This window comes from Nonomuraea sp. LP-02, assembly GCF_036289125.1.
In the GTDB taxonomy this organism is placed as follows: Bacteria; Actinomycetota; Actinomycetes; order Streptosporangiales; family Streptosporangiaceae; genus Nonomuraea; species Nonomuraea bangladeshensis.
The window spans coordinates 7186087-7202736 of the sequence record NZ_JAXCLK010000001.1 but is presented as its reverse complement, the minus strand read 5'-3'; the positions used below and the strand labels follow the sequence as shown (position 1 = coordinate 7202736).

Sequence of the window (16650 nt, the reverse complement as noted above, 5' to 3'; positions counted from 1 at the left end):
TTCGCGACGGAGATCACACTGACACTGTAGTGACGGCGGAACGATGCGATGGAGGTTCGCTTCGTGACACGATTCCTCCGTGCTGCCCTATGCCGCCTACCTCCGCGTCTACGAGCCACTGACCGCGTTCGCCGAGTCCGAGCGCAAGGTGTGGGCCGACTACGCCGACTCACGTGACCGCCCGCGCCGCGCCAACGCGCTCAGTGCGGAGCACGACGAGTCGGTGATGCGCCTGCTCGGCGTGCCCCCTCAACCCGTTCCCGCCCAGGAGAGCCCCAACGCCTATCTACGCCGCGTTGAGGACCGCCTGTACGTCTGCCCCTGGCAGACCCGGTTGCGGTCCTGGCTGGCCTTCTCACGGCGGCGTGGGGCCACTCCGCAGAAGCTGATGGACCACCTCGTCCCGCGCAACGTCGCCGACCAGGTCGCCGACGACTTCGACCGGTTCAAGCGGAAGGCCGGATCGTCCGCGTTGCGCACGCACATCCGCACCACGGCGTGGCACGTCCCGCCGTCGTGGTTCGTGCCGTTTGATGGGAACGAGCGCTGGCTGGTGCTCGGCTCCTCCGTTCCTGGACAGGATGTGAAGACGACCGCTACGGGGCGCAACCTCATCTACGTCACCTCCATGGCCCAGGCCAGGCGGCGGGCGGCGCGGGCGCTCAACGTGCTGCGCAAGCACCTCGGCGACCTCGCGGCCGGCTTCGAGGTGGAGGAGATCGCCCGGTGGCTGGAGGAGTTCCACCCGCACTCCCTCGTCGAGCTCGACTACGGCGGGCTGGTGCACCTGATGGACGACGACGCGCTGCAGGCCGACCAGTCGGTCGCGGAGATGGCGGCGGCCCTGACGGGCCTGGACACGGGTCAAGAAGAACTTGCCTACGCCATGTATCAGCGGGTCATCCTGCGGTGGAAGTCAATGCAACAGCTGGAATCTGCCAACTGAGCCCCAATACGGCCGTCTGACCTGCATGAGTAGGTCACGGCTCGCGGCTGCTCTCTTCTGCGAACTGAGTAGTTTGCCGTTTTCACTGCGATACCACGAAACGTGTCGCTAGAATCACCGAGCGTGACATGGCCACGGGGGCGGGCAGTTGGGTCAAAGAAGGGCTCGCCAATCGCTCTGCGTGGCGGTATGGTCACATCGGGTGATGCCGCATATGGCTTAGAAAAGCCGCACGCTCTGTGCCATAGGCGGACATCCGTGACACGCGCAAACGGCAGTCACAGGATCGCGAAGCCGGTCCACACGGAGGAGAGGCCGCACAAATGTCAGCTCGTACACCCGAGGCCGAGCCACTGCTTACGCCCGCTGAGGTCGCCACCATGTTCAGGGTCGACCCCAAGACCGTCACGCGGTGGGCCAAGGCGGGCAAGTTGACGTCCATCCGCACGCTCGGTGGCCATCGGCGTTACCGGGAGACGGAGGTCCGGGCACTGCTCGCGGGGATTCCGCAGCAGCGTTCCGAGTAACCGAGGGTCGTCATTTCACGAACCTCAGGGGGGTGAAGGGTGGGCCAGGCCGGCACTGGGGCCCGGTCCACCTCGAAGAGTTGGCGCCGCCCGTCCGGCGCCATCCTTCTCGTCCGGCCTTCCTGCCGGTGTCCTATGCCAGGCGCTCCAGCAGGGCGGCCACGTCGGCGTCATAGCCGGCCGCGACCCCGAGCAGCGCCACCATCTGGTCCACGAGCATGCGTTCGAGCGCGGGGCGTTCGAGATCGCGGTGCTCCAGCCAGTCGAGACCGGCCGTCTCCACGGAGGCGATCCACGAGCGCAGGGTCGCGCGCAGCACCGGGCTGGGCTCCTCGACCCCCATCTGCTCCTGGATGAGGCGGAACAACCGGCGCCGCACGCCGTCGACGATCTCGCCGACCTCGCCCGAACGATTGGCGGGGCCGCCGCGCAGCAGCGCCGCGAAGCCGGCCGCGTGCTCCTCGACGAAGTCGAAATAGCGGCCGAGCCCGGAGGCCAGGTCGTCCAGCGGCCGGCCGCCGTCCTGCGGCCGGAGACGCGACTCCAGCTGCTCCGCCGCGCTCTTCAGCGCGGCCACGTAGAGCTCCTGCTTGCCGCCGAAGTAGTGGTAGACCAGGGCGCGCGAGGCGCCCGCCGCCGACGCCACGTCGTCGATCGAGACATCCTCCGCGTCGCGGGTGCTGAACAGCTCCAGAGCCGCCGCCATCAGCTCTTCGCGACGACGGTCCACGCTGAGCCTGCGCCGTGCCGGCCGTGCCGTCTCGGCTGACTTCCCGGATGTCACCCCTGTACGGTAGCCGACCCCTTGGCCTGTACGTTTCCGGTCAAGGTCCACTTCTGTCCGTCAAACCGCGATGGAGGCCGTACCCTGCGGCGAACTCGATCGTTTTGTGAGACAGGTGCCCGTATCCGCATCGCGGGGGAGACACATGTCAGGACCGCCAGTCAAAACTTCAACGATCACTGAGCTGAGAGAGGTAGATGCCTTGCCTCGGCCCAGACCGACCATCAGGAACGTCGCCGAGCGAGCCGGCGTCTCGAAATCGCTGGTCTCACTCGTGCTGCGTGGATCCCCGCACGTGAGCGAGCACCGGCGACAGGCCGTGCTGCAGGCCGCCCGCGAGCTGGGCTACCGCCCGAACGCGGTCGCGCGCAGTCTGGTCGAAGGACGTACCCACCTCGTCGGCGCGCTCGTCGCCGACCTGCACAACCCTTTCTACGCCGAGTTCCTGGACGGCCTGCAGGAGAGCCTGCACGGCGACGGCTTACGCATGCTCATCGGCAACAGCCAGTGGGACCCCGCCTTCGAGGACGAGGCCGTCGAGGCCTTCCTGGAGCTGCGGGTCGACGGGCTGGTGCTGCTGGGCATCGCCCCGACCAGCGAGACGCTGATCGAGGCGACCGCGTACACGCCGACGGTGGTCGTCGGGGAACGTGACATCGAGCTCGACGGCGTCGACATCGTGGTCGACGACGACCAGCTCGGCGCCCGCCTGGCCATCGACCACCTGGTCGAGCTGGGGCACAAGCGCATCGCGCACATCGAGGGGCCGCGTTCGTCACGGTGCGAGGGATACCTCGTGGCGATGCGCAGGCACTCGCTGGCGCCGTACATCATGGTCGAGGCGGCGGACGCCTCGGAGGAGGGCGGCCGGGAGGCGGCGACGGCGCTGCTGACCCGCGACCCCAGGCCCACGGCGATCTTCGCCGCCAATGACGTGGTCGCGCTGGGCGTGCTGTCCGCCGCCGCCGACCTGGGCCTGCGCGTCCCCGAGGACCTGTCCGTGGTCGGCTACGACAACACCCAGATGTCGGCCTCCAGCCACGTCTCGCTGACCTCCGTCGACCAGGCCAGGCGGACCATGGGGCGGTCGGCGGCGGCGCTGCTGAGCGACCGGATCGGCGACCCCGGCAAGGGCGCGCGGCTGCGCGAGGTGCGGCCGGAGCTCATCGTGAGGCGGAGCACGGGTCGCGTCTGAAAAGCACCAAGGCTGGGTCAAGCCGTGCGGCGGCGCGGCCGCACGGCGGTTAACTCGGCAGCGTCATGCTATTGGTGGCCGGATCCGTTCCGGCCACGATCTGATCCGGGGGAACAGTCATGCGTGATCCGGAACTGGTGTCCTGCGCCCAGCGCGCGGCTGCCGAGCTCGAACGCGCCTGGGGGCACTGGCGCACGAACAGGGGGCGGGGCGCCGACGGCGGTGCCGAATCCGTCGCCAGCTACGTCGCCCACTCCCTCGACCACCCGTGGGGCCGTCCCCGCGTCGTGCTCGGCCTGGACGCCGAGGACGCGCGGGAGCTGGCCGCCCTGCTGGAGCGCCAGGAGGTCGGCGAGCACGTCTGGTAACGCGCCGGACACGCCGTATGCGGGGTTTGAGCACGCGGTCTGACGTAAGTTGGACGCCATGCGTGCTCTAGCAGCCTCAGTCCTCGCCGCTTGCGGCCTGATCGCCTCCGCGTGCGGCGGCGCCGGTTCCGGCGGCGCCGCGACAGGTCAGGCCGCTCCCGCGACCACCGGCTCGCCGCAGGCGCAGACCTCGCAGCAGACCTCGCCGGCGGAGCAGAGCCCGGGCAAGCAGTCGCCGCCGAAGGCCGAGCCGCTGGAGGGCAAGGTGATCGTCCTCGACCCGGGCCACAACGGCAACAACTACCGCCACCCGGAGATCATCAACCGCCCGGTCGACGTGCTGACCGAGAAGAAGGCCTGCGACACCACCGGCACCTCGACCAACAACGGCTACAGCGAGGCCGCCTTCACCTGGGACGTCTCCACCCGCCTGGCCAAGATCCTGCGTGAGCGCGGTGCGACCGTCAAGCTCACCAGGAGCAACAACACCGGCGTCGGCCCCTGCATCACCGAGCGGGCCGCGATCGGCAACAAGGCCGGCGCGGACGCCGCGATCTCCATCCACGCCGACGGCGCGGGCCCGAGGGACCACGGCTTCCACGTCATCATGCCGCAGAAGATCAACGGCCCGGTGGACAAGGTCGTGGCCAAGTCGTCCAGGCTGGGCATCGACGTACGGGACGCCTACCGCAAGGGCACCGGCATCCCCTACTCGACCTACATCGGCAAGAACGCGCTCGACTACCGCAAGGACCTCGGCGGGCTCAACCTGTCCACGGTGCCGAAGATCTTCATCGAGACCGGCAACATGCGCAACGCGGGCGACGCGGCCAAGCTGTCGAGCCCGGCGTTCCGGCAGCGGATCGCGGTGGCGCTGGCGAACGGATTGCAGCACTATTTGGGGACATGATCCCTCGTCCCGTACTTTCTTCTCACCTGTCCGGTTCGTACGAGCTGACCACCGGCGCGACCGTGTCCGGCGACCTCGTGGACGCCGTCCGTCTCGCCCTTCCCCGCCTGGACCCGCGTCCCGGCGACACCGGCGAGATCGACGTGCGGCGCGACCCGGCGCTGGGCGCGGAGGCGTACCGGCTGACGGTGGGCTCTCGGGGCGTGGAGATCGTGGCCGGCGGGCGGGCGGGAGCGTTCTACGCGGCCCAGACACTGCACCAGCTCCTGCCGGCCGCCTCCTACCGGCACGCCGAGCGGGCGTCCTGGCCGGTGCCCGGCGTACGGGTCGAGGACGCGCCCCGCTTCCCGTGGCGCGGCCTGCACCTGGACGTGGCCAGGCACTTCTTCCCCAAGCGCGAGGTCCTGCGCCTGATCGACCTCATGGCGCTGCACAAGCTCAACCGGCTCCACCTGCACCTGGTGGACGACCAGGGGTGGCGGGTGGAGAGCCGGGCGTACCCGCTGCTGCACGAGGTCTCCTCGCACCGGCCACGCACCGCCGTCCACCCCCACGGGGAGCCCGCGGCCTACGACGAGGTGCCCCACGGCGGCTACTACACGCTGGACGACCTGGCCGAGATCGGGGCGTACGCGCGGGCGCGCTGCGTGACGGTCGTGCCGGAGATCGACGTGCCGGGGCACGCCTCGGCGATCCTCGCCGCCTATCCGGCGTTCGGGGCGACCGGGGAGCCGTACGAGGTGCTGGACCGGTGGGGCATCTCCCCCGCGATCCTGTCGCCGCTGCCGCCGACCGTGGAGTTCCTGACCACGGTCTTCGACGAGGTGATCGGCGCGCTCGGCGAGACCCCGTACGTGCACATCGGCGGCGACGAGGTCGTGCTCGACCACTGGGCGGCCTCCCCGGAGATCACCGCGTACCGGGAGTCCCTGGGCCTCGCCACCGTCAACGAGCTGCAGGCGTGGTTCCTGCGCCGGCTGGCCGACGCGCTGGCCGAGCGGGGGTCACGGACCGTGGTGTGGGACGAGGCGTTCGTCAGCGGCGGCCTGCGGCAGGACACGGTGGTCATGCCGTGGCGCGGCATGGGCGTGGGCCGGCGCGCGGCGGCGGCCGGGCACGACGTGGTGGCGACGCCGGTGTTCCCGCTCTACTTCGACTACGCCGAGGCGTCCGCGCCGGACGAGCCGCTGGCGATCGGCGACGCGATCACCGTCGCGGACGTGGCCGCGTTCCTGCCCGCGCCGGACGACTGGACGGACGAGGAGCGCGCCCGGGTGCTCGGCGCGCAGGCGCAGCTCTGGACCGAGCGGGTCACCGACCCCCGCACCGCCGACTACCGGTTGTGGCCGCGGGCCTGCGCCCTGGCCGAGGTCGCCTGGTCGGGCTCCGCCCAGGACGGCTTCGACGGGCGGCTGGCCGAGCACCTGGGGCGGCTGGACGCGCTCGGCGTGGAGTACCGGCCCCTGGCCGGGCCGCACCCGTGGCAGCGGCGTCGCCCGCACCGGGCGAGCCCCGTGCCGATCACCGAGCGCATGGCCCGCATCGAGGCCATGACCCACGACCCGGAGTCGACCAGGCCGAGCGTGTCGTGAGCCGGCTCAGAACGTGAAGGCGGGGCGGTCGTTGAGAATCCGCTGGAACAGCCGGTGGTCCTGCCAGCGGCCGTCGATCTCCAGGTAGCGGGGCGCGGTGCCGAACTGCTCGAAACCGGCCTTGCGGAGCACGCTCTGCGAGGCCGCGTTGTCGAGCAGGGTCGCCGCGGCGATCCGGTGCAGGCCGAGCTCCTGGTCGGCCAGCCGGCACACCTCCAGCACGGCCCTGGTGGTGAGACCGCGGCCGGTGTAGCGGGTGTCGGTCCAGTAGCCGAGGTCGGCGTTGAGCCACGGGCCGCGGACGATGTTGTTGAGCGTCATGCCGCCCACGATCTCGTCGCCGTCCGCCAGCACCCAGGGCACGGTCCGGCCCTCGGCCCGCAGCCGCAACAGGTCCTTGAGCCGGTGCGACTGGCCGGCGAGGGTGTAGAACTCGGCGGGGCGCCGCGGCTCCCAGCGGCGCAGGTGGTCGCGGTTGCGGAGGTAGGCCTGGAGCAGGGCCTCGTCGTCCTGCTCGGTGAGCGGGCGCAGGACGACGCCGTCGGGGAGTGCTACCGTCTCGATCACTCCCCCTAGCTTAGGCGGTGCGGCCGACGGCCTCGGCGATGCTCTTCATCCCGTGGCGGCGGACCCGGCGGGCGAGCTGCCGGTGGATGCCGGCCGCCCACAGCGGGCCGCCGTAGATCCAGCCGGTGTAGCCCTGCACCAGGGTCGCACCGGCGAGGACGCGCTCCCAGACGTCGTCGGCGTCCTCGACGCCGCCCACCGACACCAGCGTGAGACGGTCGCCGACGCGGGCGCGCAGCCGGCGCAGCACCTCCAGCGAGCGCTCCTTCAGCGGGCGGCCGGACAGCCCGCCGGTCTCACCGCCGTGCCTGATCGTGGTGTTGGTCGCGACGATGCCGTCCAGGCCCAGCTCCAGGGCCAGGTCGGCGACGGCGTCGATGTCGTCGTCGGCGAGGTCGGGCGCGATCTTGACCAGCAGCGGGGTGCGGCGCGGCGTGCCGTCGGCGACCTCCTTGACCGCGGTGAGCAGCGGGCGCAGCAGCTCGACCGCCTGGAGGTCGCGCAGCCCGGGGGTGTTGGGCGAGCTGACGTTGACCACCAGGTAGTCGGCGAGCGGCGCCAGCTCCTTCGCGCCGGCGACGTAGTCGGCGACGGCCCCGGACTCGGGGACGACCTTGGTCTTGCCGATGTTCACCCCGACCACGACCGGCACGCCGCGGGGGCGGCGCAGCCGGCGGGCGGCGGCCCTGGCGCCGTCGTTGTTGAAGCCCATCCGGTTGATCACCGCGCGCTGCGGCACCAGCCGGAACAGCCGCGGACGCGGGTTGCCCGGCTGGGCGTGCGCGGTGATGGTGCCGACCTCGACATGGCCGAAGCCGAGCGCCGCGACGGCCTCGGCGCAGGCGGCGTCCTTGTCGAAGCCCGCGGCCAGCCCCAGCGGGCCGGGGAAGTGCACGCCGAACGCGGTGATCCGCAGGACCGGGTCGTGCGGCGCGAACGCCCGGTGCAGGAGCCGCTTGAGCAGCGGCAGGCGGGCGAGGAGCGCGAGGGCGCTCACGGTCAGACGGTGCACGGTCTCGGCGTCGAGACGCCGCAAGACCTGCGTGAACACGAGGCGATACATCACGCGTCAGGCTACCAACCCGGCCTCGTGGGCGATGATCGCGGCCTGTACGCGGTTGCGCACGTCGAGCCGGGTCAGGATGGCGCTCACGTACGCCTTCACCGTGCCCTCCACGATGTGCAGCCTGCCCGCGATCTCCGCGTTGGACAGCCCCGCCCCGACCAGGGCCAGCACTTCGCGCTCGCGCTCGGTCAGCGCCTCGATGCGGTCACGCGCCTGCGCGCCGCGCGCTATCCGGCCGCCTGACAACTGCGCGATGACCCGCTGCGCGACCCGTGGCGCGAGGTAGGCCGCCCCCTCCGCCACGGCGTGGATGCCGGCGATCAGCTCGCGCGGGTCGCCCGACTTCAGCAGGAACCCGGCCGCGCCGACGTCGAGCGCCTTGGCGATGTAGTCGTCCTCGCCGAACGTGGTCAGCATCACCACGGCGGTGCCCGGCGCGGCCCTGCGGATCTCGGCGGCGGCGGCCAGCCCGTCGAGCCTCGGCATGCGGATGTCGAGCAGCGCGACGTCAGGGTGGTGGCTGATGGCCAGGTCGACGGCCTGCCGCCCGTCCCCCGCCTCGGCCACCACGTCGAGCTCGGGGTCGGAGGCGAGGATGGCGCGCACCCCGGCGCGCATCATGGCTTCGTCGTCGGCGAGGAGGATGCGGATCACGCCTTCTATAGTGGCGCGTATGGCGCAGGTGAAGGTGTACGGACGCAGGGACGTGTGGGCCGGGCGGCAGCGGGAGCTCTCCGACCTGCTGCAGGAGTGCCTGGTGAGCGCGTGGGGCCTGCCGGAGGACAAGCGGTTCCACCGTTTCCTGCTGCTCGACCCCGACGACTTCGTCTGCCCCCAGCGGAGCGAGCGCTACCTCATCGTGGAGGTCGTCTGCTTCACCGGCCGCAGCGACCACGCCAAGCGGACGCTCATCAGGGAGCTCTACGCCCGCTGGCCGCACGACCCCGAGGACGTCGAGCTCACGATCATCGAGATGCCCCAAGTCAACTGGGGGATCCGCGGGGTTCCCGCCGATGAGCTGAGCCTTCCGTACCAGGTGGAGGTCTAGCGTCAGGGGTGGTTCCGGGCGAGCGGTATGGTCCGACTCATGAGCACTCACTATGACGTCGTCGTTCTCGGCGCGGGTCCGGGAGGATACACGGCCGCGGTCCGCGCCGCCCAGCTCGGGCTGCGCACCGCGGTCGTCGAGGAGAAATACTGGGGAGGCGTCTGCCTGAACGTGGGCTGCATCCCGTCCAAGGCGCTGCTGCGCAACGCCGAGCTGGCCCACATCTTCCACAACGAGGCCAAGACCTTCGGCATCAGCGGCGAGGTCACCTTCGACTACGGCGCGGCCTTCCAGCGCAGCCGCAAGGTGGCCGACGGCCGGGTCAAGGGCGTTCACTACCTGATGAAGAAGAACGCCATCACCGAGTACGACGGCCGGGGCACCTTCCTCGACGCCAACACCCTCCAGGTGAACGGCGAGACCATCACCTTCTCCCACTGCATCATCGCGGCCGGGGCCACCACCAGGCTGATCCCGGGCACGCAGTTGTCGGAGCGGGTGGTGACGTACGAGGAGCAGATCCTCACCGAGGAGTTGCCGGGCAGCATCATCATCGCGGGCGCCGGCGCCATCGGCGTGGAGTTCGCGTACGTGCTGCACAACTACGGCGTCAAGGTGACCATCGTCGAGTTCCTCGACCGCGTCGTGCCGCTGGAGGACGAGGAGGTCTCGGCCGAGCTGGCCAAGCGCTACAAGCGGCTCGGCATCGAGATCCTGACCTCGACCCGCGTGGACGGCATCGAGGACACCGGCTCCTCCGTCAAGGTCACCGTCACCAAGAACGGCCAGCAGCAGGTGCTGGAGGCCGACAAGGTCATGCAGGCGATCGGCTTCCAGCCGCGCGTGGACGGCTACGGCCTGGAGAAGACCGGCGTGGCCCTGACCGACCGGGGCGCGATCGCCGTGGACGGCCGCTGCCGCACGAACGTGCCGCACATCTTCGCCATCGGCGACGTCACGGCCAAGCTGATGCTGGCGCACGCCGCCGAGTCCATGGGCATCATCGCGGCCGAGACGATCGGCGACGCGGAGACCATGGAGCTCGACTACGTCATGATCCCGCGGGCGACCTACTGCCAGCCGCAGGTGGCGAGCTTCGGCTACACCGAGGCGCAGGCCCGCGACCTGGGCTACGACGTGAAGGTGGCGAAGTTCCCGTTCACGGCGAACGGCAAGGCCCACGGCCTCGGCGACAGCGCCGGCTTCGTCAAGATCATCAGTGACGACACGCACGGCGAGCTGCTCGGCGCCCACCTGATCGGCCCCGAGGTCACCGAGCTGCTGCCGGAGCTGACGCTGGCCCAGCAGTGGGACCTGACCGTGCACGAGGTCGCGCGCAACGTCCACGCGCACCCGACGCTCGGCGAGGCGGTCAAGGAGGCCATCCACGGGCTCGCGGGGCACATGATCAACATGTGATCGCGGCGACGGCGGGTCGTACGCGCGCAACGTGACCCCGATGTCGCCATCGGGTCACGTTGCCTCGGCGTGGATCACCCGCGCATCGCCTCACGGGCCTCGCGGGTGACCTGGTACGCGTCCGCCACCGGGCCCAGATGCCGTAGCTTGTCCGGGTTCGCGACCACCCGGATCGTCGCGATCCGGCCATCAGGGATGTCCAGCGACACCGTGTTGAGCACCTTGCCCTCCGCGTCGCGGAAGACGGCCCCCGGCTCGCCGTTCACCTCGCGCGGCTCGACCGAGCCGCCGATCGCGAGGAGCGCGGGCACCAGCCGGGCGAACACCCGGGCGACGTTGTCCGCGCCGACGATGCCGCGCGCGAGCGCCGGCGCCTTGCCGCCGCCGTCGCCGACCGTCCGCACGTCGGCGGCCAGCACCTCGCGCAGCGCGCCGACGTCGCCCCCGCGGATCGCGTCGAAGAAGCGCCCGGCGAGCTCCGCGCGCTCCTTCCGGCCGGCCGCGAACCGGGGACGGCCCTCGTGCATGTGCCGGCGGGCCCGTACGGCGAGCTGCCGGCAGGCCGCCTCCGACCGGCCCACGGCGGCGGCGATCTCGGGGAACTCGAAGCCGAACACGTCGCGCAGCACGAAGACCGCCCGCTCCGGCGGACTCAGCCGTTCGAGCATGAGCAGCGCCGTCGTGGAGACCGACTCGGCCAGCTCCGCCGAACGCTCCGGGTCCTCGTAGGGGTCCTCAAGCAGCGGCTCGGGCAGCCACTCCCCGACGTACGACTCCCGCCGCACCCGGGCCGAGCGGAGCTGGTCGATCGCCACCCGGGTGACCACGGTCGACAGGTACGCCTTGACCGAGTCGGGCTCCGTACCGGCGTCGGCGTAGCGCAGCCAGGTCTCCTGGACCGCGTCCTCGGCGTCGTCCACGCTGCCGAGCAGGCGGTAGGCGATCGAGAACAGCAGCGGGCGGTACTGCTCGAAGCCCTGGACCCTGGTCACCATCCGATGGGGCCCAGGCGGTCGATGAAGATCCCGCTCGGCCCGTCCGCGTCCAGCGTCGCGAGCTCGATGATCGGGTCACTGCCCTCGGTGACGGTGAGCTGGCCGGTGTGGTGGTTCATGTCGGTGGCGGTGAACTTGTGGTTCACGACCTCCCCCGGGGTGAGGGCGTTGACCTTGACGTGCGGGAGCGCCTGGGCGTACCGGACGGTGATCATGTTCAGCGCCGCCTTCGACGAGCTGTAGGCGAGCTCGTGCATCTTCGTGACCTGCTGGGTGGGGTCGGCCATGACCGCGAAGGAGCCGCCCCCGCTGGAGACCATCACCACGCGCGGGTTGTCGGCCGCCTGGAGCAGGGGCAGGAACGCGTTCGTGACCCGGATCGGCCCGTAGACGTTGGTGTCGTAGACGGCGTGCACCTCCTCGGCGGTCGTCTGCGCGGGCGGGGTGACGTCACCGGACGCGCCGGCGTTGTTGACCAGCACGTCCAGGCGGTCGGTGTGCTCGCGAACGAGCCGTACGGCTCCGGCCACGGACGCGTCCGAGGTGACGTCGAGCGGGACCATGACCACGTCGACGCCGGCCTCGGCGAGCTTGGCTGCCGCCGCCCGCCCGCGGGCCTCGTCGCGCGAGCCGAGGAACACCTTCCACCCTTCCGCGCCGAGCCGCCGGGCCGTCTCCAGGCCGAGCCCCTTGTTGGCGCCGGTGATAAGCACTGTGGTCTGTTCTGCGTTCGTCATGCCCTCTGAGACGAGATGACCATCCTGCCGGTGACATGGTGTGAGCGGGTTCACACCAGTCAACCCTAGGTTGACGGTCACGGCGCCGTCAACCTAGGGTTGACGCATGGAAGAAAGCGTACGACTCGACGACCTCATCTCCGTGATCAGGAAGCGGCACCCGGACGGTGACCCCCTGGGCGAGCTGACCGACGCCGTCGCGCTCGGCGAGCACATGGGCGAGGTGGCCGATCACCTGATCGGGCACTTCGTGGACCAGGCCAGGCGCTCGGGCGCGTCCTGGACCGACATCGGGCGCAGCATGGGCGTCACCAAGCAGGCCGCGCAGAAGCGGTTCGTGCCCAAGGAGGGCGGGCCGTCGATGGCCGACGACCTGCGGGTCTACGCCCGCTACACCGATCGGGCGCGGGCCGTCGTGGTGAAGGCGCAGCGGGCCGCGCTGAGCGGCGGGCACCGCCACATCGAGCCCGGCCACCTGCTGCTCGGCCTGGCCGACGAGCCCGAGGGGCTCGGGGCGAGGACGATGGCCGCGCTCGGCGCCGCACCCGAGGCGGTCAGGGACGCCGCGATCCGCGTGCTCGGGCCGGGCACCGAGCCGGCCGGGCCCCGGGAGGTACCGTTCGCCGCGCAGAGCAGGAAGGCGCTGGAGCTGACCCTGCGGGAAGGGCTGCGGCTGGGGCACGAGCACCTGGGCACCGAGCACCTGCTGCTGGGGGTGCTGGGGCTGGAGGACGGGCCGCTGACGCGGGCGCTGGCGGACCTGGGCGTCACCAAGGAGGCCGCGGAGCGCGAGATCGCCGCGGCGCGCTGACCTTCGGGAGCGGGCGGGCCATCGGAAGCGGGCGGGAATGTCATCGCCGGTTGCTAGCGTGCCGGACATGCTGGAGATCGGCGATGTGGTGGCCGTCCCACTGCCGCTGGGCGGCTACGGCGCCTGCCAGGTGACCGCGGCGGGCGAGCACCTGACGGTGTGCGTGCTCGACTGGCGCTCCGACGCGGTGCCCGCGCTCGACGACCTGCGCTCGGCCGGGCCGCTCCGCGTCGACCACCACTCCTGGTCCGGCGATCCCGAGGTGGTCGACGTCCCCGCCGGCGAGCACCTGCCGACCGACGCCGTGCACCTCGGCCGCCTTCCGGTCCGGCCCGAGCTGCCGGAGGGGTCTGCCGCGTACGGCTCCTGGCCGGACATGGGGCTGCAGGTGGTGCTGCAACGGCGCTGGGAGCTGGAGGTGCCCGGCGCGGCCAGGGAGGCGTACAAACGGGCCGGGCACGGCAGGGTCCAGGTCGACCTGGGGCGCGGGGCGGTGGCCAGGCCGGCCGGCCTGTCCGCGCTCGACCTGCGTGACCACGCGGGAGACGTACGGTGGGCGGGGCTGGACGCGCTGCCCCGCCTGACGCAGCTCACCTGGCGCGGCCCGGAGCGCGGCCTGGTGGCGGCGCTGGAGGCCCGGCCGCTGATCACCGCCCTGCGCTGGGAGGATCCGCCCGAGAGTGTCGACCTGAGCCGGACCGGCCTCCACGGGCTGGCCCTCGTCGCGGGCGCGGGGCCACGCCGGGTGGCCCTGCCGCCGGGGCTGATGATGCTCTGGCTGGAGGGCGGGGCCCCGGAGGCGGTGGAGGCGGCCGCTGAGGGCCGGTGGATCAGGCTCACCACGCGTTCGGGGGTGCCGCGGGGGTTGCGCGGCGTTCGCGATCTGGCGGTGGAGGCGTCGGGCGACGTCACCGGCGCGTCCTTGGGCGACGTGGACGGGCTTGAGCGGTTGTCCGTCCGGTGGGGCCGGCCGCACGGCGGCCTGGCCGGGCTCGACGCCCATCCCCGGCTGCACACGCTGGAGCTGGCCGACGCGTACGGCGTCGAGGCGTCGATGCTGCCCGCACCCGGCGGGCCGCTGCGGCTCCTGCGCGTCGACGGGTTCCGGAGCAGCCGGTCCAGGGCCGTCCGGCAGCGCTACCAGGACGCGGGCGTGTTCGTCGAGATCCGGGGCGCCAAGCCGGACCGCTGGCTGGCGACCAACCTGGACAACCCGCTCCGCGACTGGGTGGACGACCACAAGCGGGCCGGCGAGGCCGCCTGCCGGGCCTACGCGACGGCGTCCCGCGCGATCGCGGCCCTGGACGTCCTTGATCCGGGGGCGGTGGCGGACGCGCGGCCGATCCTGCGGAGCTTCGTCGAGACGCTCAACGGCATCGAGGAGCGCTACGAGATCATCGACACCCTGCGGCGGGAGGAGGCGGGCGAGGTGTTCTTCGTGCTGGCGGAGCGGGCCGGGGTCCCGCCCTCGGAGGCCGAGTCGTGGTTCGGAGACTGGCGCGAGTTCTGAAAGTGGTTGAGCCGACAATTGTTCTACGCGCCGACAATCACATTTTCATCTAATCTTCAGATTCCCTACAGGCTCCTCTGACCCTGCGAGGTCAGGGTCCTGACCATGACCTCAACCGCGGAGAGGGCGGCGCACCGCCGCCGGTTCGCTCAAGCAGGCCCGATCTCGCTGCGCCTCGGCCTCCTGGCGCTGGTCGCGATCGGCATCGTGGGAGCCGCGTTCGAGCTGGCCTTCGAACGCCACTGGCGCTCTCCCGTCCAGCTCATCCCCTGGGTCGCACTGGCCCTGCTCGCGGTCGCGCTGGTGCTGCTCGCCCTGAGCGAGGCCCCGCGGGCGGTCACCGCGGTGCGGGTGCTCGCCGGGGTGGTGCTGCTCGCCTCGGCGTACGGCGTGTTCACGCACGTGTCGGTCAACCACGGCATGGGCTCGATGGCCACCGAGTGGGACACGCTCTCGCCGCTCTCCCAATGGTGGTACGCGCTCACCAAGACGGTCGGCACGGCCCCGCCGCTCGCGCCCGGCATGCTCGCCCAGAGCTCGCTGCTGCTCCTGCTGGCCAGCCTGACCACGAGGAGGAAGAGCCCCGCCTCCTGACCTTCTGGGACCGGCGGCGAACTTCTGATTCGTGACCAGCGTCACATGGTGCAACAAGCGCATATGTGAGGCTGGTGAGATAAGTGACATTAGGTCGCATCTTCATCGCGGTAGCCGCTGTGGCGGCCCTCGCGCTCGGCACCGACGGGGCCGCCACCGCCGCGTCCTCGGCTGCGTCCTCGGCTGGGGCCTCGGCTGGGGCCGAACCCCGGCAACCGGTCGCCGAGACCCGGGTCACCCCGGGAGCGTACGAGAGCGCCCCCGACGAGCCGGCGTGCGTACGGATCCGGGGCGCGCAGGCGTGCGTCGGCCCGGACGGCAGCGACCGGCCGGGCATCACCGTCGAGGACACCGCCGGCGACCGGCTGCACGCCGCCGTCGAGTACTACCAGCACGGCTACCTCGGCACCGAGTACGTCATCCACAACCTGGCCGGCAAGGGCCAGGTGCGCGGCAGCCGGGAGATCGGCAAGGTCGTCACCTTCCGGGTCGCGCTCTACCGGGGCGACCGCATGGTGAAGCACGGCCGCTGGAAGACCGTCCAGAACGTCGCGAAATATCCAACTAAGCGGGACACCCGGATCACCCCGGCCACCGCCCGCGCCCGCGCCAAGCTCTGCACCACCACCCGGGGCGCGGCCATGACCTGCTTCGCCGAGCGCGGGTCGGCGTACGTCCTCGCCTGTGACGTACGGGCCGACAAGTACCAAGCCCGCGCCGAGTACTTCGTGGGCGGCGACCCGACGACCCGCTTCGAGATCCGCCAGCTCGCCGGCACGGACACGTGCGGCAAGGCCGAGCACGGCGAGCTCGCCATCAGCATGTACCGGGCCGCGCTCTTCGACGGCCGCCACCGGGTCGCCGACCAACTCTACAGATACAACTGAGCCCCTTGCGGGAGGCGGCTAGGCGGGCTCGCGGTGGACCAGCAGGTACCGCCAGAACAGCAGCCGCCTGATCCGCGCTCCGGGCAGCAGCCCGGCCGCCTCCCGCCGGATCTCGGCCAGCGACATCTCCGGCTGCCGCACCGGAGCCCGCACGCCGACCTCCTGCCCGCGCTCGCGCACCGCGACGGCGGCCCGCGCCACCGCGTTCACCGGGACGGCGGCCAGGCTCCACGCGAGGTCCGCCGGCGTCTCCCGGTAGCAGCCCAGGATGGCGAGGACGCCGCCGGGCGCCAGCGCGGCCCGCAGCCGGGAGACCGTCGCGAACGGCACGTGGTGGATGCTCGCCAGGCACGAGACGAAGTCGTAGTGCCCCTCGGGCAGCTCCATGTCCGTGATGTCCGCGTGCAGGAACCGGGGCCCGCCGCCCGCCGCCCGCGCCGCCTCGATCGCCTCCGCCGCCGGGTCCACGGCGTCGACCTCGATGCCGCGCGCCGCCAGCCGCCGGGCGAACCCCCCGGTACCGCAGCCGACGTCCAGCGCCCGCGCGCAGCCCGGCGGCACCTGGCGCAGCAACGTCCGGTGATAGTGATCGTTGTGATCGAACGGCATGGACCAGAGGATACGGCGGTGAAAGTTTCACGTCCGGTTGACCGGGCCGGACGCCGCGCCACATGATCCTCATGCCTCCTGGTCA

General features: G+C 71.6%; 19 protein-coding genes. 12 read left to right on the top strand and 7 right to left on the bottom strand.

What is annotated here, in order from left to right; all coding sequences use genetic code 11:
- The first annotated feature begins 79 nt into the window (after positions 1-79).
- Positions 80-946, top strand: a complete 867-nt coding sequence (locus SMD20_RS33870; protein ID WP_329589124.1) for a hypothetical protein — start codon at positions 80-82, stop codon at positions 944-946.
- Between the two features lie 323 nt (positions 947-1269).
- Positions 1270-1473, top strand: coding sequence for a developmental transcriptional regulator BldC (gene bldC, locus SMD20_RS33865; protein ID WP_013133571.1), 204 nt, complete (start codon positions 1270-1272; stop codon positions 1471-1473).
- A gap of 133 nt (positions 1474-1606) precedes the next feature.
- Here the strand turns inward: bldC and SMD20_RS33860 are convergent, their stop codons facing one another.
- The gene (locus tag SMD20_RS33860) at positions 1607-2257 is read right to left on the bottom strand and encodes a TetR/AcrR family transcriptional regulator (RefSeq protein WP_329589122.1); all 651 of its coding nucleotides are present in this window, start codon (positions 2255-2257) and stop codon (positions 1607-1609) included.
- Between the two features lie 145 nt (positions 2258-2402).
- Here SMD20_RS33860 and SMD20_RS33855 point away from each other — a divergent pair, with 145 nt between their 5' ends.
- The 4 genes from SMD20_RS33855 to SMD20_RS33840 all read left to right on the top strand — a co-directional run bounded on the left by SMD20_RS33855 (position 2403) and on the right by SMD20_RS33840 (position 6322).
- The gene (locus SMD20_RS33855) at positions 2403-3452 is read left to right on the top strand and encodes a LacI family DNA-binding transcriptional regulator (RefSeq protein ID WP_329589120.1); all 1050 of its coding nucleotides are present in this window, start codon (positions 2403-2405) and stop codon (positions 3450-3452) included.
- Positions 3453-3571: 119 nt separating this feature from the next.
- Positions 3572-3820 carry a hypothetical protein gene (locus SMD20_RS33850; protein ID WP_091081786.1) on the top strand — a complete coding sequence of 83 codons (249 nt, stop codon included), beginning with the start codon at positions 3572-3574 and terminating at the stop codon, positions 3818-3820.
- A 58-nt stretch (positions 3821-3878) separates the two neighbouring features.
- Positions 3879-4730, top strand: coding sequence for an N-acetylmuramoyl-L-alanine amidase (locus SMD20_RS33845; RefSeq protein WP_329589117.1), 852 nt, complete (start codon positions 3879-3881; stop codon positions 4728-4730).
- Positions 4727-6322, top strand: a complete 1596-nt coding sequence (locus tag SMD20_RS33840; RefSeq protein WP_329589116.1) for a beta-N-acetylhexosaminidase — start codon at positions 4727-4729, stop codon at positions 6320-6322. Before SMD20_RS33845 ends, SMD20_RS33840 begins: the two co-directional genes overlap by 4 nt.
- Before the next feature lie 6 nt (positions 6323-6328).
- Here the strand turns inward: SMD20_RS33840 and SMD20_RS33835 are convergent, their stop codons facing one another.
- The 3 genes from SMD20_RS33835 to SMD20_RS33825 are packed head-to-tail and all read right to left on the bottom strand — an operon-like array spanning position 6329 to position 8609.
- Complete coding sequence (locus tag SMD20_RS33835) at positions 6329-6889, bottom strand: GNAT family N-acetyltransferase (protein WP_329589114.1); 561 nt, start codon at positions 6887-6889, stop codon at positions 6329-6331.
- A gap of 10 nt (positions 6890-6899) precedes the next feature.
- On the bottom strand, positions 6900-7952 hold the full coding sequence (locus tag SMD20_RS33830) for a quinone-dependent dihydroorotate dehydrogenase (protein ID WP_329589112.1): 1053 nt from the start codon (positions 7950-7952) through the stop codon (positions 6900-6902).
- A 6-nt stretch (positions 7953-7958) separates the two neighbouring features.
- Positions 7959-8609: a response regulator transcription factor gene (locus SMD20_RS33825; protein WP_329589110.1), complete on the bottom strand. Its 651-nt coding sequence runs from the start codon at positions 8607-8609 to the stop codon at positions 7959-7961.
- A 19-nt stretch (positions 8610-8628) separates the two neighbouring features.
- On the opposite strand from SMD20_RS33825, the gene SMD20_RS33820 reads away from it, so the two are divergent.
- On the top strand, positions 8629-9003 hold the full coding sequence (locus SMD20_RS33820) for a tautomerase family protein (RefSeq protein WP_329589108.1): 375 nt from the start codon (positions 8629-8631) through the stop codon (positions 9001-9003).
- A gap of 39 nt (positions 9004-9042) precedes the next feature.
- Positions 9043-10422 carry a dihydrolipoyl dehydrogenase gene (gene lpdA, locus SMD20_RS33815; RefSeq protein ID WP_329589107.1) on the top strand — a complete coding sequence of 460 codons (1380 nt, stop codon included), beginning with the start codon at positions 9043-9045 and terminating at the stop codon, positions 10420-10422.
- A 74-nt stretch (positions 10423-10496) separates the two neighbouring features.
- On the opposite strand, the gene SMD20_RS33810 is transcribed toward lpdA, so the two are convergent.
- Both SMD20_RS33810 and SMD20_RS33805 read right to left on the bottom strand, forming a co-directional pair.
- Positions 10497-11414, bottom strand: a complete 918-nt coding sequence (locus SMD20_RS33810) for an RNA polymerase sigma-70 factor (RefSeq protein ID WP_329592761.1) — start codon at positions 11412-11414, stop codon at positions 10497-10499.
- Entirely contained in the window at positions 11411-12154 is a 744-nt protein-coding gene (locus SMD20_RS33805; RefSeq protein ID WP_329589106.1) for an SDR family NAD(P)-dependent oxidoreductase, read from the bottom strand. Before SMD20_RS33805 ends, SMD20_RS33810 begins: the two co-directional genes overlap by 4 nt.
- A 106-nt stretch (positions 12155-12260) precedes the next feature.
- On the opposite strand from SMD20_RS33805, the gene SMD20_RS33800 reads away from it, so the two are divergent.
- From SMD20_RS33800 to SMD20_RS33785, 4 genes are all read left to right on the top strand, one after another.
- On the top strand, positions 12261-12965 hold the full coding sequence (locus SMD20_RS33800; protein WP_329589104.1) for a Clp protease N-terminal domain-containing protein: 705 nt from the start codon (positions 12261-12263) through the stop codon (positions 12963-12965).
- 67 nt (positions 12966-13032) lie between these two features.
- Positions 13033-14475: a hypothetical protein gene (locus tag SMD20_RS33795; protein WP_329589102.1), complete on the top strand. Its 1443-nt coding sequence runs from the start codon at positions 13033-13035 to the stop codon at positions 14473-14475.
- A gap of 105 nt (positions 14476-14580) precedes the next feature.
- A complete protein-coding gene (locus SMD20_RS33790) occupies positions 14581-15069 on the top strand; it encodes a hypothetical protein (RefSeq protein WP_329589101.1) in 489 nt (162 codons plus the stop codon).
- 83 nt (positions 15070-15152) lie between these two features.
- Positions 15153-15956, top strand: a complete 804-nt coding sequence (locus SMD20_RS33785; RefSeq protein ID WP_329589099.1) for a hypothetical protein — start codon at positions 15153-15155, stop codon at positions 15954-15956.
- An 18-nt stretch (positions 15957-15974) separates the two neighbouring features.
- Here the strand turns inward: SMD20_RS33785 and SMD20_RS33780 are convergent, their stop codons facing one another.
- The gene (locus tag SMD20_RS33780) at positions 15975-16565 is read right to left on the bottom strand and encodes a class I SAM-dependent methyltransferase (protein WP_329589098.1); all 591 of its coding nucleotides are present in this window, start codon (positions 16563-16565) and stop codon (positions 15975-15977) included.
- Positions 16566-16650 lie beyond the last annotated feature (85 nt).